The sequence below is a fragment of the Frankia sp. CgKIO3 genome (assembly GCF_977946435.1).
Genome location: NZ_CDWTMO010000103.1, coordinates 1 through 15,367 on the forward strand (window position 1 = coordinate 1; position 15,367 = coordinate 15,367).

11 protein-coding genes are annotated in these 15,367 nt (G+C 69.6%); 3 read left to right on the forward strand and 8 right to left on the reverse strand.

Annotated features, from left to right (window positions below; all coding sequences use genetic code 11):
• The 5 genes from AC08OJ_RS12805 to AC08OJ_RS12825 form a co-directional block, all read right to left on the reverse strand.
• Positions 1-787, reverse strand: a 787-nt coding sequence (locus AC08OJ_RS12805) for a glycosyl hydrolase (protein ID WP_476595837.1), incomplete at its 3' end; no start/stop codon positions are given.
• Between the two features lie 296 nt (positions 788-1,083).
• Positions 1,084-2,577: a SulP family inorganic anion transporter gene (locus tag AC08OJ_RS12810; RefSeq protein ID WP_476595838.1), complete on the reverse strand. Its 1,494-nt coding sequence runs from the start codon at positions 2,575-2,577 to the stop codon at positions 1,084-1,086.
• 458 nt (positions 2,578-3,035) lie between these two features.
• The gene (locus AC08OJ_RS12815) at positions 3,036-3,605 is read right to left on the reverse strand and encodes a hypothetical protein (protein ID WP_462186637.1); all 570 of its coding nucleotides are present in this window, start codon (positions 3,603-3,605) and stop codon (positions 3,036-3,038) included.
• Between the two features lie 90 nt (positions 3,606-3,695).
• Positions 3,696-3,890 carry a hypothetical protein gene (locus AC08OJ_RS12820; protein ID WP_462186636.1) on the reverse strand — a complete coding sequence of 65 codons (195 nt, stop codon included), beginning with the start codon at positions 3,888-3,890 and terminating at the stop codon, positions 3,696-3,698.
• An 83-nt stretch (positions 3,891-3,973) separates the two neighbouring features.
• Complete coding sequence (locus AC08OJ_RS12825) at positions 3,974-4,858, reverse strand: LLM class F420-dependent oxidoreductase (RefSeq protein ID WP_476593069.1); 885 nt, start codon at positions 4,856-4,858, stop codon at positions 3,974-3,976.
• Between the two features lie 599 nt (positions 4,859-5,457).
• Between AC08OJ_RS12825 and AC08OJ_RS12830 the strand changes: the two genes are divergently transcribed.
• Positions 5,458-7,839: a putative bifunctional diguanylate cyclase/phosphodiesterase gene (locus tag AC08OJ_RS12830; RefSeq protein ID WP_476593068.1), complete on the forward strand. Its 2,382-nt coding sequence runs from the start codon at positions 5,458-5,460 to the stop codon at positions 7,837-7,839.
• Positions 7,830-8,735, forward strand: coding sequence for a leucyl/phenylalanyl-tRNA--protein transferase (gene aat / locus AC08OJ_RS12835; RefSeq protein WP_476593067.1), 906 nt, complete (start codon positions 7,830-7,832; stop codon positions 8,733-8,735). Before AC08OJ_RS12830 ends, aat begins: the two co-directional genes overlap by 10 nt.
• A 46-nt stretch (positions 8,736-8,781) precedes the next feature.
• Here the strand turns inward: aat and AC08OJ_RS12840 are convergent, their stop codons facing one another.
• Complete coding sequence (locus AC08OJ_RS12840) at positions 8,782-10,095, reverse strand: aminotransferase class I/II-fold pyridoxal phosphate-dependent enzyme (RefSeq protein WP_476593066.1); 1,314 nt, start codon at positions 10,093-10,095, stop codon at positions 8,782-8,784.
• A 582-nt stretch (positions 10,096-10,677) separates the two neighbouring features.
• Here AC08OJ_RS12840 and AC08OJ_RS12845 point away from each other — a divergent pair.
• Positions 10,678-11,415, forward strand: a complete 738-nt coding sequence (locus tag AC08OJ_RS12845) for a class I SAM-dependent methyltransferase (protein WP_462186638.1) — start codon at positions 10,678-10,680, stop codon at positions 11,413-11,415.
• 47 nt (positions 11,416-11,462) lie between these two features.
• Here AC08OJ_RS12845 and AC08OJ_RS12850 read toward each other — a convergent pair whose 3' ends face one another.
• The gene (locus AC08OJ_RS12850; protein ID WP_476595839.1) at positions 11,463-14,825 is read right to left on the reverse strand and encodes a UvrD-helicase domain-containing protein; all 3,363 of its coding nucleotides are present in this window, start codon (positions 14,823-14,825) and stop codon (positions 11,463-11,465) included.
• Positions 14,826-15,066: 241 nt separating this feature from the next.
• Positions 15,067-15,367 (reverse strand): hypothetical protein (locus AC08OJ_RS12855; RefSeq protein ID WP_476595840.1); only part of this gene is annotated, 301 nt, incomplete at its 5' end.

Genomic DNA, 15,367 nt, shown 5'->3' on the forward strand with positions numbered 1-15,367 from the left:
ACGCTCCCGAGTCACTGTTGCAGTTGTCGTCAAAGGTCTCCTGGCTTGTGGACGCCGGATACGAGTCGTACGCGTCGATGCTCACGATGTCGACAACGTCGTCTCCGGGGTAGGCGTCCCATACCCGGCCACCGTTCTGCATCCGGTTCCGGTGTCCGGTCATGTTCCAGTCGATCTGCACGTGCGGCGCCGTGCTTCTGATCGCCGTCACTACCTTCCGGAAGCACTGCTTCCACACCTCGGTGTCCCGTGGGGCCCACCAGCACCAGGTGCCGTTGAACTCCCAGCCAGGGCGGACGATCGCGTCCGGCCTGTCATTGCGCACCAGCGTCTGGCCGAATGCCGCCCACTGCTGGTCGTACTCGCCCCGCGCGCACGCCGCCTCATTGCCGTCCTCGGGAAACAGTGGCTGGGCCACCGACAGCATCCCCTGGTAGGCGTTCGGCCGGAAGATGCTCATCGGCCAGTCGTCGCGGGTGATCGTCTGCCAGCTCCTCCGGGCGGTGAACACGACGGCCACGTCCGTCGGGCGGCCGAGCCATGTCTCCCAGGCGCGGATGTCCTGTGGGGGGTTCGCGTTCGTACCGGACGGCCAGGCCAGGCCACTACCAATCGCAGGGGCGGCCGGTGTCTGCGGCATCTCCATAGGCGGCTCAGGCTGTTCCTCCGAGCCGCCCACCACGACGAGGAGGACGAGTACCACCACCATGGTGGCCGCACCGGCGCCGAGCAGCCCGAGTCTCCACCGGCGGGACGTACCGCCGGACTGTTCACGGCGACGCCCCACGCCTGACCCCCGACTCCGCAGATGGAAGTGACTCCTCCGAGCCCGGCGGTGCCGTACTCCCCGCCCGTGCCTGTTGCTGTTCCGTCAGGCCCAGGACCTCTTGTCGCACCGCTTCGGGCAAACGCCGACGAGGACGAACTGTACCGTAACGTGAGGGTTGAGTTTCCGGAAGCTCCTGGCCTCGACGTACGATGGTGTGCGCCCTACACCAGCGCGTCCCGCGGCGCCCTGTCGGGCGCTACGCCGGTGCTCCGGCAGGCTCCGAGACCCGGCTGGGGACTTCCCGGGATGCCGGGTCAGTGATGGGTGGCGAACTGTCCGGCAGTGCGCCGGTGCAGGTCGGAGCTGGCCTCGTTCAACCCGGCCATCTCGACGTCGACACCACGGCTGCGGTACTTCGCCGCGGCTGCCTCCAGGGCGGCCACGGCGGAGGTGTCCCAGATGTGGGCATCGGTGAGATCGATGACGACCCTGGGCGTGGGGTCGGTGTAGTCGAAGGAATGGACGAGCTCGTTAGTCGAGGCGAAGAACAGGTCCCCGGTCAGTGCATAGACACGGATTCCCCCGTCGGGATCGAGGACATCGGCCACCCGGACGATCTGCGCCACCCGGCGGGCGAAGAACACCGCGCCCAACAGCGCTCCGGCCAGCACCCCGAGCGCGAGGTTGCCCGTGGCGACCATCACGACGACGGTGACCACCATGACCAGGGTCTCGCTGCGCGGCACGCTCCGTAGTACCCGCGGGCTGATACTCGCCCAGTCGAACGTGCCGATCGACACCATGATCATGACGGCGACGAGCGCCGCCATCGGGATGATGGAGACGACATCACCGAGCGCGGTGACAAGGATCAGCAGGAACAGGCCCGCGCTGAAGGTGGACAGTCTCGTCCGTCCCCCGGACTTCACATTGATGATCGATTGCCCGATCATGGCGCAGCCCGCCATGCCGCCAAGGAAACCGGTGCCGATGTTCGCCAGTCCCTGGCCGCGGCACTCGGCGTCCTTGTCTGATCGGGTGTCGGTCATGTCGTCCACGATCTGCGCGGTCAGCAACGACTCCAGCAGACCCACCGCGGCAAGCGTGAACGCGTAGGGCGCGACGATGCGAAACGTTTCGAACGTGAACGGCACGTCGGGTAGCCCCAGGACGGGCAACACATCCGGGAGATCTCCCATGTCACCCACGGTCGGTACCTCGATGTGGCAGACCGTCGCGATCACCGCGATGCCGATGATGGCGACCAGCGGTGCTGGCACGACATGAGTGATCCGGGGGAAGAGGTAGATCACCGCCAGGCCGGCGGCGATCATTGAATAGACCACCCAGGTCTCACCCGCAATATGAGGAAGCTGCGCGAGAAAGATGAGGATCGCGAGCGCGTTGACGAATCCGACCATGACCGGACGCGGCACGAAACGCATCAGCCGGCCTGCCCCGACCAGCCCGAGAATTATCTGTACGATGCCGGTCACGACCGTCGTCGCGAAGAGGTACTCGACCCCGTGATCCCGGACGAGCGGCACCATGACGAGCGCCATCGACGCTGTTGCCGCCGAGATCATCGCTGGGCGACCGCCCGCGATCGCAATGATCACTGCCATCGAGAACGAAGCGTAAAGACCCACCTTGGGATCCACCCCGGCGATGACCGAGAACGAGATCGCCTCAGGAATCAGGGCCAGGGCGACCACCAGACCAGCCAGCAGATCCGCGGTGGGACCTGCCAGCCATGCCGCTTTGAAACGTCCCCAGACTGCGTCCCGACTAAAGCCAGAAAACGGCACGATTACTCCTCGCCTCCAAGGGGGCACTCGCGGCAGGCGAAGCCGGATGATGGCGGGTTGCCGACCAGGGCACTGGGGATCGGTTCCGTTGGCGACGTGACTCCATCCACATACATCCAACTCTAACGTAACGGTAGGGTTGGCCGAATTGCCGGCTCGCACGACGTCGCGGACACCAACACCCTCGACCTGCCCGCAGCGCGCCGGGCCGTCATCGACGCCCCGCCCTCTCTCCACCCATCCGGCCGCCTTCTCACACCAGCAGCCGAGTTTGGCCGCAGGTTGCCGGAGAACGAGACGTGGGTAGAGTTCCTTGCCGTCCTCGACCGCCCGATGACTGCCAAGCCCCGGCTGGAGCGCCTGTTCGCCGAAGAATCCATCTTCGAGTGAGCGGCTACTCGGCCCCCAGACCAATCACTGCCTCCGACGACCTGTCGGCCTTCGACAGCGGTGAGCCCTCACTCGACGACTGGCTGCGCCGACGCGCTCTGGGTAACCAGGAGGGGGGTCCGGCTGAAGCTGCCGTGCCAGACAGCCTGGGCACCACTGTCGCCGATCCGGTAAACTTGCACGACCGAACCGGCGGCGGCGACGAGGCTGAGCACGGCGAGAACCGCCACGAGCAGCGTCCGGCCGGAACCGGTCGCGGTGCGCGCCGGAGCCGTTTCCGTTCCGGTGGCGGCCGAGCGGCGTGCAAGCACCCACGGCACCACGGCCGCGACGAACAGCCCAGCGGCCCAGGGCAGCAGGGTGTCGCCGAGTTCGGCGTGCCGGCGGACCAGCTCGTTCGAGGGCACGCGTGCCTCGAGCCACTCCCCCGCATGGGTGGTGAGCGGCACGCTCACCAGCGCGACCAGAGCGACTAGCGGGGTGATGACGCCCAGCCGGCGCCGCGCCGCCGGCCACACCGCGGACAGCACCACCAGCATCGCCGCCAGCGGCACGAGGATGACAACCACATGCACGAGCAAGACGTGCGCCGGCAGTCCGTTGATCTCCGTTGGCCCCACGGTCGCCCCGATCGTCATCTCGCGATGTCCGCACCACGAGCCGTCACAGACAGAAGAAATCCACCCCGGATTACGACAGAGGTAGTAGAAATATTACTGCTATCTCTGTCATAGATGAAACGGGGCGGCTAGGTACGCACCGCGCCCAGGGCGAGGCCTGAACACCGGGGTGCCGGAGGCCGGGGCGGTCTCCCGCAGGGTGCGATAGACCTCGTCGAACTCGCGCACCGCCCGGACGCGCCGGTGCGGCGCGAGCATCCGGTGCAGCAGCCACCGCCGCTCGGCTGTGCGCGCGGAGTTCACCCTGGCATCCAGCCGGGCCGTCGGTGGCCCCCGGTGCCGGGCCGGCCGACGGGCCGGCCGCGTCGCCCCGGCCACCCAGAGGGTCAGGAGATTTCGGCAAGCCCGGCGACCCGCGGAATCACCTTTTCACCGAGTATGTGCAGAGGCTCGACGTGCCAGACGTCGCGCACGCCACCGAGAACCGCCTGGACACCGAGTTCGGCCAGGTCGTTCAGCTCGTCGAGAATCCTCTCCACATTCTCTCCCCTCGGTCCGACGTCAAAGGAGAAGACCACGGTCTTGAGGATGTCGTCGTAGTTCCGACCCTCGCGTTCACAGTGTTCGCGCAGCACCTGGAGCTTGCGCGCCAGATCGGGACCGGGAAAGAGGTTGCACGCCTGTGCGTATCGGGCGACGAGACGCAGCGTCTTCTTTTCGCCACCCCCACCGATCAGGATGGGTGGATGCGGCCGCGTCAGCGGCTGCGGCGAATTCAGTGGACGGGCCAACTGGTAGTACCGGCCGGAGAAGGGGCTCTCGTCACCGCTCCACATCCGCAGGCAGATCTGCAGCGTCTCCTCGAGCCGTTCGAACCGCTCGGCCAGCGGCGGGAACGGCAGACCGAGACCGACCGCCTCCTGTTCGTACCAGGCAGCGCCGATGCCCAGCCAGGCTCGCCCGCCGGAGAGCACGTCCAGCGTCGTGACGATCTTCGCCAGGGCGCCGGGCTCCCGGTAGACCGTACCGGTGACCAGGGTCAGCAGCTTCGCGCGGCGGCTGTGGGCGGCCAGGAAACCCAGCGTCGTGTACGCCTCCAGCATCTCGTTCTCGGCCGGACCGACCATCGCGATCTGGAAGAAGTGGTCCATGACGGCCAGGTAGTCGAATCCGACCGTGTCCGCCACGCGGACCACCTCGGCCAGATCCTCCCCGAGCTGCCCGGAACCGTGCGGGGAGGTGAAGTCGGGTAGTTGCAGACCGATCCGCATGTGCGCTCCTCCCCCGCCTCCAGCGCGGGAAACGGGACATAGCCGACATTTTCCTATCATGTCTCGCGACGACAGCCTCCCGCCGCAGTGACCACGATCGGGCTGCCCTGACGTGATGAGTCGACGACACGGCCACGCCTGCGCACGGTCACCCCACCTGCACCCAACGCCACACCAGCAAATCGCGACAAATTTTTGCATATATAATGACAAGAGACCAAGATATACGAGAATGTAGGCATGCCCGGCCAAGCCTCCGTCATGATGGTCACATGAGGCCCGAGTGGCGGGACCTCCGGGGTGTCCGTACCCTTTCCCTCAACGGAGGTAGCCCTGTCCCTCCCGCACGACCAGTCGCCACCGGCGGTGGTCGATTACCGGGCCTGCGGGGTCGGCACCATGGCCGCACCGGAGAGGGGCCGGAGGGGGAGCCGCCACCATCGCCCGCCCACGGCACACCCATGAAAGATCATCTTTTTCGGCGAACCGGCCGGCAAGGCGGCCGCGAGTGTCGTCGCCGCGGCACCGGGCGATGGCCGTCGGCACGATGCCGGGCACGTGCGCAGGTTCCCACCACTCTGCGGGGGGGGGATGACCGGTTGACCGCCTCTCCCCCTCCCCCGCGCCGGTTCCGTCTGATCCGGGCCGCCCAGCTCGTCCTGATCGTCGCCACGGTCTACCTGTCCGTCTCCGCGTTCGTCACCGTGCCCCACATCGGCAACGAGACCGGGTCGCTGCGTTACGGCGTCGCCCTCGGCTCGGGCCTGATCTGCCTGTCGCGGGCGGTGTTGATCCGCGGCGAACGCCTGCCCTGGGCACTGCTCGGCACCGGGCTCGTCAGCTACGGATGCGCGACGATCTACTACAACGCGGCGGTCGCCGGCCGGCAGGACGACGACCTCGGGCCGTCGCTGGCCGATCTCGGCTGGCTGCTCTTCTATCCGGCGTGCTATGTCGCCGTCATCCTCCTGCTACGCAGAAGAGTGCTCCGGCTGCACACGAGCGTCTGGATGGACGCGCTCGTCGGCCTGCTCGGCGTGGCCGCGCTGACCAGCGGCATCGGCGTGGCGATGGCGAACTCGTATCCGCGCTACAGCGCGTGGACGATGACGGTAAACCTGATCTATCCGCTCGCCGACCTGCTGCTGATCCTGCTGATCGTCACGGTGTTCAGTCTGCTGGGCTGGCATCCCGGCCGGATGTGGTGGCTGCTGGGCATCGGGCTGGTGGGCTTCGCGATAGCCGACTCGCTCCTGCTGGTCAGCGTCACCACGGACAGGGACCCCGGGTCCGGCCTCCTCAGCACGCTGTGGCTGTTCTCGGTGCTCATGCCGGCCCTGGCCGCCTGGCAGCGACCGCGCTGGCACCCACCGGCCAAGATGTCCGGCTGGGGCGTCATCGCGGTCCCGCTGGTGCTCACCGTGATCGCGCTCGGTCTGCTCGTCCTCGGCGCCGCGGTCCAGCTGCCAAAGATCACCGTCGGGCTCGCCGCGGCCACGGTGCTGACGGCCCTGGCCCGCGCCGCGTTCACCTTCATCGAGGTCCAGCAACTCGCCGAGAGCAAAGCGCTGGCCCGCACCGACGAGCTGACGGGCCTGGCGAACCGGCGTGGCTTCATCGAACGGCTGACGAAGGCCGAGCAGCACGCCACCGGGGTGGACACCTTCGCACTCCTCCTGCTGGACCTTGACCGGTTCAAGGAGATCAACGACTCGCTGGGGCATCAGGTGGGCGACGCGCTGCTGGCGCAGGTCGGAACCCGTATCTCCGACGCCCTGCGTCCCGGCGACCTGCATGCCCGCCTGGGCGGCGACGAGTTCGCGGTCCTGCTCGAACACGCGGACATCGAGGCCGCGAAACGCGTCGCCGACCGGGTGCTGGCCGTGCTCGACGATCCCTTCGACGTCGGCGGGGTGACCCTGCACGTCGACGCGAGCATCGGCGCCGCCGTGTACCCCGACCACGCCGAGGACGCCCACACCCTGCTGCAGCGCGCCGATGTGGCCATGTATGCCGCGAAGTCGGGCCGCACCGGCGTGGAGTCCTACCGTCCCGGGTCCGACGTGAACAGCCTCGTCCGCCTCGACATGATCGAGTCCCTGCGCGCGGCGCTCGGCACCGGCCAGCTGGAGGTGCACTACCAGGTCAAGGTCGACCTCGATTCCGGGCAGGCGAACGCCGTAGAGGCCCTGGTCCGCTGGCGGCATCCCCGCCGCGGCCTGCTCGGGCCAGAGGAGTTCGTCCCCCTGGCCGAACAGGCCGGTTTCATCCGGATGCTGACCATCGAGGTGCTGGAGACCGCCCTGGGCCAGTGCCGGCAGTGGCACTCCGCCGGATTCGACGTCGCGGTGGCGGTGAACCTGTCCGCCTCGGACCTGCTGGACCGTGGCTTTCCCGAACAGGTCAGCGGCATGCTCTCCGGCTTCGGGCTGAGCCCGACGGCACTCGAGCTGGAGATCACCGAGACCACGTTGATGCTCGACCGGGTCCGCACGGCCGCCGTACTCGGGGAGCTGCGCGACCTGGGGATCGGAATCGCCGTCGACGACTACGGCACCGGGTACTCCTCCCTGGCCAGGCTCTGGGAGCTGCCCGTCGACGTGCTGAAGCTGGACAAGTCATTCATCCAACGCATGGAGGTCGACGGCCGGGCCGAGGCGATCGTCCGTTCGACGGTCGGACTCGCCCACGCGCTCGGCCTGCGCATCGTCGTCGAGGGCGTGGAGACCGCCGGGGCGATGCGGATGCTGCGGGATTTCGGCTGCGACCTGGCTCAGGGCTACTTCCTCGGCCATCCGGGCCCATCCGAGCAGGTGACCGAGCAACTGCGGCGACGGGCGCCGTCGGCTGGCATGATCGATCCGGAGGCGATCGGCCGGACGGAGGAATGTCCCGGCGATCTCTCCCCGACGATGGAGAGTGCCGTGCTGAACGCCCCAGTCGCCCCGGATCGGACGCCGGCGGTCAAGTCGTGGCGCTGACGGCGCCGCCCCGCGATCTCGGCCCCACCGTATGGGACGGGCTCTCGCTGCTGACCAGCCCACGCCAGGCCCCGGTCGCCGTCGGCGGTGAGCTGGATCCGGCGACGTTGATCGGCGCCTACCGGGCCGGTGCCTTCCCTTGGCCGGCGAGCGAGGCCGACGGCGGCGGCGAGGCTCATGAGGACGACGAGGACGACGAGGCTCACGGGGACGACGATAGCGGCGGGACCCGCGGGGGCGGGGGGTGGCTGCGCGAGATCCTGCGGGCGGCGGTGGCCGCCCGACGCATCCCCCATCTGCCCCCGCACCGCCCCGGTGGGCTGGACCTGCTCTGGTGGAGCCCCGACCCCCGGGCAGTGATCCCGATCGGCCGGCTGCGGGTCAACCGGACACTGCGCAAGCGGCTGCGTAACTGTGGGTGGACCACCACCGTCGACGAGCGCTTCGTCGACGTCGTCCGTGGCTGCCGCCGCGGCGGCACCTCCGAGTGGATCATTCCCCAACTGGTCGAGGGCTACGCCGAGCTGCACGCCCTGGGCTGGGCGCACAGCATCGAGGTCTGGGAGGGCGACGAGCTGGTCGGCGGCATGTACGGAGTGGGCGTCGGCGGCGTGTTCGTCGGTGAATCGATGTTCCGCACCCGGACCGACGCCTCCAAAGTGGCTCTGGCCGACTTCGACGCCCGGTTCATCGCGGCCGGCGGGATGCTGCTGGACGTGCAGATCGCGACCCCGCATCTGATCGACCTAGGTGCGGTGGAGATTCCGCGGGCCGATTTCCTCGCCGTTCTGGCCCGCGTCCGGGATGCCGACGTCCGCCTCAACCGGGACCGGTACCCGGTCGCCCGCCTTGCCCCGCATGGCGCCTCCGGCGCAATGCGGGGACCCCTGGCCTAGGGCGCCGTCCGGGGTCTCCGTCACCTCACCTCCGGCGAGGTGGGGTTCAGTCGCCGGCGCGGGCCTGCGGGACCGATACCAGGGGAAACCGCTCGACCGCCTCGGCCAGGACGGCCAGCAGATGATCGATCTCGACGTCGGTGTTGGCCGCGGTGACCTGGATGCGCACCCCGACCTGCTCGCGGGGAACGACCGGGAACGGCACCACACTCGCGAAGATCCCCCGTTCGAACAGAAACCGGCCCAACGGCTCGGCCTGCGCGGCGTCGACCAGGGGAATCTCTATGATCGGAAAGCCGCTGGCGTTGAGCGTGAACAGGCCGAGCCCGCGCAGGCCGTCGAGGAACCGGCTGGTCAGGCGATACAGCCGGGCACGGATGGCGTCCCCGCGTTCCGCGTTGACCCGCAGCCCGACCAGCCCGGTCGCCAGGGACGCCACCGGCGACGGGCCGGAGAAGACGTACGGGCCCGCGGTGGACTTCAGATACTCCTTCACCTCCGTGGGGCAGGCGACGAAGGCGAGCAGCGACGAATACGCCTTCGAGAAACCGCCGACCAGGACGAGATCGTCGTAGGTCTCGCCGAGATGGCGGACGATTCCGTTGCCGCGGCTGCCGTAGGGGCTCGACGCGACGGCATCACGCTCGCCGACGACACCGAACCCGTGGGCGTCGTCGACGTAGAGCAGGGCGTCGTGCGCACGGGTGAGCGCCGCGAGTTCGGCGAGCGGCGGGCCGTTTCCGGTCATGCTGTGGACGCCGTCGACGCACACAACCCGGGGGTGGGGGCTCGTCCGCAGCCGGCGTTCCAGCCGGTCGAGCCGGTCCTCGCGGAAGCGCGCCACGACGGCGCCGTGGGCCGCGGCCACGACCGCGCCGTCATGCGCCGTCTGATGGGCGTGCACCTCGACGAAAAGGGCCCCCTTGCCCACGAGGGCGGGCAGCACCGACAGCTGGATGTGGGTGATGGTCGGGAGCAGCAGCGCGTCCTCGGCACCGAGGAGAGCGGCGAGCGTGCGCTCGATGTCGTCGTACATCTGCGGGCTGGCGATCAGCCTCGACCAGCTCGGGTGGGTGCCCCAGCGGTCCAGGTACTCCGGGACCGCCTCGATAATCTCCCGGTCGAGATCGAGGCCAAGGTAGTTGCACGACGCGAAATCGGCGAGCCAGTGATCACCTATCCGTATCCGGCGGCCGTCGATCTCGTCCACCGTCGCGTCGTAAAAGGGCGCGTGGCGGCGCAGGCGGTCCAGTTCGGCCCGCATCCCCATAGGCTGATCAAGAACGTGTCGCCAGGCCGGAGATAACGCCCCCGAGACGGGAGGCGAAGGCAAGTCGGGACTTTCATAGGTCTGCGACATCCCCGCGGCCTAGTCGCCCATGCCCTGGGCCGCGGCGATCGGCCAGGCGGGCGGAATAATCACTAATATCCCGGAAAGTCCAAATGGTCCAGTTTCTCGGAAGATAGTCGGGCCTGCCAGCGGAACCGGGTGCGCTACCACCATCACCAGCCCTCAGGATCGCCGGGAACACACGTCGCCGGGTTCAGGGAACGAAGAAGTACCAACGGGCCAAAGGAGCATCCAACGCGTAAACAATAAACCTCGGAACCTGGATAATTCCACAACAAGCGCGATATGTTCCTGCTCTGCGCATCGGAGCCGGGAGACCGGGCGGACGTCGGGGCCGCTCCGGACCGGGGTCCACGCCACGCCACGGCCGGGGCGGATCCGACTGGCGGCCCGGGCGGCTCCCGCCGCCCGCCGAAGGCCCGCAGCCGTGGTGTTATCGTCCCCGGCATGTCTGACACGGCGGCATCCGCGGCGACCTGCACCGCGTCCACGGCTGCGGCTTCCACGGCTCCCCCCGCGGGCTCGAGGCAGGCCCCGACGCCCTCCGCGGCGGCCACTCCCCGCGAGCGGACCAAGGAGGAGGGTCCGCTCGTGCGCGCCCTGCCCTATTCCGGGTTCGGACTGTCGCGCTCGAAGACGCTGTTCCTCGCGCACCGCAAGGAGCCCGTCGACCCGGCCGGCTTCTACTCGCTGATCGCCGCGGACTCCGTGCGCCAGCTGATGCGGTACACCTCCCTGACCGGCCAGCTCGTCCTCGACGTCGGCGGCGGCCCGGGTTACTTCCGCTCAGCCTTCCTCGACGCCGGCGCCCGGTATGTGTGGGTCGAGCCGGACGTCTCGGAGATGGAGGCCGGTGGCCTCGAGGTTCCCGGCCGGGTCCGGGGCAGCGCCTTGGACCTACCGTTCCTCTCCGGAAGCGTTGATCTCTGCTACACGTCAAACGTGCTCGAACACGTTCCCGACCCATGGCGGATGTGCTCCGAGCTGGCCCGGGTGACCCGCCCCGGCGGGCTCATCTTCCTGAGCTACACGAACTGGCTGTCCCCTTGGGGCGGCCACGAGACCGCACCCTGGCACTATCTGGGTGGCGACCGGGCGGCGGCAAGGTTCGAACGCCGCAAGGGCAAGGCGCCGAAGAACATCTACGGCAAGACTCTGTTCCCGGTGTCGGTGGCCGACACCCTCGCCTGGGCGAAGCGGCGGCCCGACGTCGAGATCCTCGACGCGATGCCGCGCTATCTACCCGACTGGGCGAAGGTGATTCTCAGGATTCCCGGTGCCCGCGAGATTGTGACCTGGAACCTCGCGATGGTGTTGCGCAAGCGCTGAGCCGCCGGGCCGCGCGAGTGCCGGCCCGGCGGCTCCGGCCCAGCGGCTCAGAGGAGTCGCAGCTGCTTGCCCGGTGCCGGCCGGCGCGGCCGACGCCGCCCGCCCTCGGCCGGGACGCCCTCGGCCGGGGCAGAGGACAGCAAAGCCGGCCTGATATCCGCAAGAAACGGTGAGGGACGGGTCGTCACGACCGACCCGGCGCGCCGCCGGCTGGCCGCCGAGGTGAGGACCAACCGATGCCTGGCCCGGGTGACGCCGACGAAGAAGAGCCGGCGCTCCTCCGCCTCGGCGTCCTTCGTGCCGGCGTCGGCGGTTCCGCCGACGCCACCGCCCGGCGCCTCACCGCCCGGAATCCCACCGGCCGGACCGAACCGCATCGGCAGCAGCCCGTCCTCACAACCGACGATGATGACCAGGCCGTATTCCAGGCCCTTGCTCGCGTGCAGGGTCAGCAGCGAGATCCGGTCCGCCCTCGGGTCCAGCCCGTCGACCTCGGCGGCGAGCGTGACCGACGTGAGGAAACCCGCCAGGTCGTTGCCGGCCGCTGCGGCGGCCGGTGCGAGCAGCTCCACCGCCAGGCGCAGCTCGGCCTCGGTCGGCACCCGCCCGCCGGAGAAGCCGGGGAACCCGTCGGACGGCACGGCTCCGAGCTCGCTTCTCCTCGCCTCGGCAAGATCGGTGGCCCGTGCCGCCGCGTCGCGCAGCAGACCCGACACCGGACGCGGGACGCCAGGACCCGACGGACCCGTGGTCGTCAGGTCCTGCAGCAGGGCGAGCAGGCCGGCGACCGCGGGAGCGTCCGCGAGCGGGAGATGAGAGCGCCGCTGGAACGGGAAACCGCGGGTGGCCAGCGCTTCCATGATCGGCTCGGCCTGACGGGCGGTCCGGTAGAGCACGGCGATGTCCGCGAAGGAGAACCCCGCGTCGACCGATCCGTCCACCCCCGAGTCCAACGCGTGGAACGAGGTACCGCCGAGCGCCGCGTCGATCGTGCCGACGACGGCGATCGCCTCCTCGGCCTCACTGCGGTAGCGCCGCAGCAGCACCGGGCCGTCGCCCTCGGCGCCCCGCACGGCGGTCAGGGTCCGGTCCGGGACCAGACTCGCGGGCGCGATCACATCGAGCGCCGTCCGCACGATGGTGCGGGTGGATCGGTAGCCGCGGGTCAGGGCGACCGGGCGGGCACTCGGGTAGTCCTGCTCGAACCGCAGGAAGAACCGGACGTCCGCACCCCGGAAGCTGTAGATAGCCTGGTCCGGGTCGCCGATCACGCACAGGTTGGCCGTGGGGGGACACAACAGCCCCAGCAGGCGGTACTGGAGTTCGTCGGTGTCCTGGTACTCGTCGACCCAGACGTGGCGCCACCGCCGCTGGTAGTGCTCGGCGAGATCCGGGGACGACCGCAGCAGGGTCAGCGGCAGGGTGATCAGATCGTCGAGGTCGACCATGTCCCGATCGCGCAGCGCGGCGTCGTAACGGGCGAGCGCCCCGACCAGGTCGTGGTCGCGGATCGCCTCGCCGAGCGCTCGGTGCCGCTTGAGCTCGGCGACACCGGCCGCCACCCGCCGGCGCGTCCGGGCGTCGCCCTCACCGTACAGCGCCGCGGCGATTAGCTCCACGCGCACCGCGTCGTCCGCTACCTGGACCTGCGGGCCCCGGGCGAGTTTCGCGTGCTGCTCACGGATGATCGTGAGCCCGAGGCCGTGGAAGGTCGTCGCGAGCACCCGTCCGGCGGCGTCACCCAGCAGGACGGCGAGCCGTTCGGCGAGCTCCCCGGCCGCACGCCGGGTGAAGGTGACCGCCAGGCACTCCCCGGCCGGCACCCCGTGCTCAGCGACCCGGTGTGCGATCGCGTGGACCAGCGTACGGGTCTTGCCCGTTCCCGGTCCGGCGAGGACGAGCAGCGGACCGGACAGATGCGAGGCGGCCAGCCGCTGCTCGGGATCCAGCCCGTCGAGCACCGACGGGGTCTCGCCGGAAACCGGCGTGAACAGCTGGCTGCCGGCCACCGCGGCGTCCCCCGGCAGCACCGTGGCATCAGAGGCCGGGCGCGCCCGCGCCGCGAGCGCCTCGTCGAGGGAGGGTCCCGTATCGATCCGGTCCTGCCCACCGGCCGCGCCGGATCCCAGGTCGAACAGGGTGCCACCGTCCCGGGCGAGCTCCCGGGGCTCGAACAACCGGATGACGCCGTACTCGCCGTCGAACCCGGCCTGCCGGATCACCTCCCCGCGGCGCAGGCGACTGATTGCCTCGACCAGCTCCGGCGATCCGGCCTCGGCGATGTCCGTGAGCGGTACGTCGCCGAGGATGTCGAGCTCCGGGCCCAGACGGGAGACCAACGACGTCACCTGACCCGCGACCGCCTTGCTCTTCGGACCCACGCCGAGGATCTCCCCGACGACCTCCGGCAGCGGAACCAGCGAGGTGACGCCGGGCGCCGTGACGGGGCGGTGGCCGGGCCGCCGGTCGGCCAGCGCCTCGACCCGGTTGAGGACCCCGACGGTGAGGCCACCGCCGCAGGTGGGGCAGCGTCCGCCGGCCTCCCGGGTCTGGTCCGGCGTGAGGATCACCCCGCACTTGCGATGCCCGTCGAGGTGGTATTTGCCCTCCTCCGGGAAGAACTCGACGGTCCCCGCGAAGCCGTCCCCGCCGCGCAGCGCGGCCTCGATGGAGAAGTAGTCGAGGTCGCAGGTGAACGCGGTCGCCTCCCGGCCGAGCATCGGCGGGGAGTGGGCGTCAGAGTTGCTCACCAGCCGGTAACGGTCGAGACCGGAGATCCGCCAGAACATCTCCGGGTCCGCCGAAAGCCCCGTCTCCAGGGCGAAGACCTCATCGGCGAGGTCGCCGTAGCAGTCCTCGACGGCGTCGAACCCGGACTTCGAACCGAGAACCGCGAACCAGGGCGTCCACACGTGCGCCGGGACCAGATAGCAGCCCGCCCCGCCACCAAGGGTGATCTCCAGCAGATCGCGGGAGTCCAGGCCCAGGATGGGACGCCCGTCCGCGGCGAGGTTGCCGATTCGGGCCAACGCCGCCGTGATCCTTCCGGCGGCCTCCCGATCGGGAGCGTAGAGAAGATGATGGACCTTACGGGTCCGGTCGCCCCTCTTGTAGATCGTCGAGATCTCACTGGAGATCATGAAGCGGGTCGCCGTCCGGCAGGAGGCCGGCAACGTGCGCAGCACCTCATGCTCGAGATCGGACCGCAGCCGGAACAGGCCGGGCTCGGCCGGGACCAGCTTCGTCGCGATCTCCTGGGACCAGGCCGGATGGGTGAAGTCGCCGGTGCCGACGACGGCGATGCCCTTGCGTGCCGCCCACCAGGCCAGGTGCTCCAGATCGCAGTCACGACTGCAGGCACGCGAGTACCGGGAGTGAATGTGCACATCAGCGTAGAACCGTGACCTCACGGATGCGTATGTTGTCGCACCCGCCTCGCCGTGCCGTCGGCGGCACGCCGAACCCGCACCCGAACCCGCACCCGGCGCACCCCGCGGACGGGCTACCCCCTCCTGTCGCTCCGCCGGAGAGGGGGACGTCATTATGCGTAGGATGCTGGCATCCTGCCGACCTCGCGGACGTGGCGTCACAGATCGGTGGCGCCGCGGATCGGGAGAGCGGATCGGGAGAACAGCGCCGACGGGAGGAAAGTCACGTGGCGACAACCGACGGATGTCGTTTCCCTCCCGGCGCGGGCGCCGGGATCTCCAGAGCGAGGTCCTGATGACGACGGAGACCGCCGGCCTCGAGCGGCATGCCGCCCTCGCCGACCACTGTCACCGGCTGGTGCGGTTCCTCCATGAGGTCGCGGCGGCCCGGTCGGGCCGGATCCGGACCATCGAGGAGCATCCGCTCACAGTGGAGCTCGCCAGCATCCCGGCCGGCGTGCCTGTCCGAGCACGCCGGGGCCGGCGAGGTGCTGCTGACCGCCCCCGCCGCCACCGTCCTGCCC

Bases quoted from the DNA above. Each gene is read 5' to 3' on its own strand.
- AC08OJ_RS12815 (WP_462186637.1), bottom strand. From the start codon at position 3,605: ATGACGATCGGGGCGACCGTGGGGCCAACGGAGATCAACGGACTGCCG.
- AC08OJ_RS12825 (WP_476593069.1), bottom strand. From the start codon at position 4,858: ATGCGGATCGGTCTGCAACTACCCGACTTCACCTCCCCGCACGGTTCC.
- AC08OJ_RS12840 (WP_476593066.1), bottom strand. From the start codon at position 10,095: ATGTCGCAGACCTATGAAAGTCCCGACTTGCCTTCGCCTCCCGTCTCG.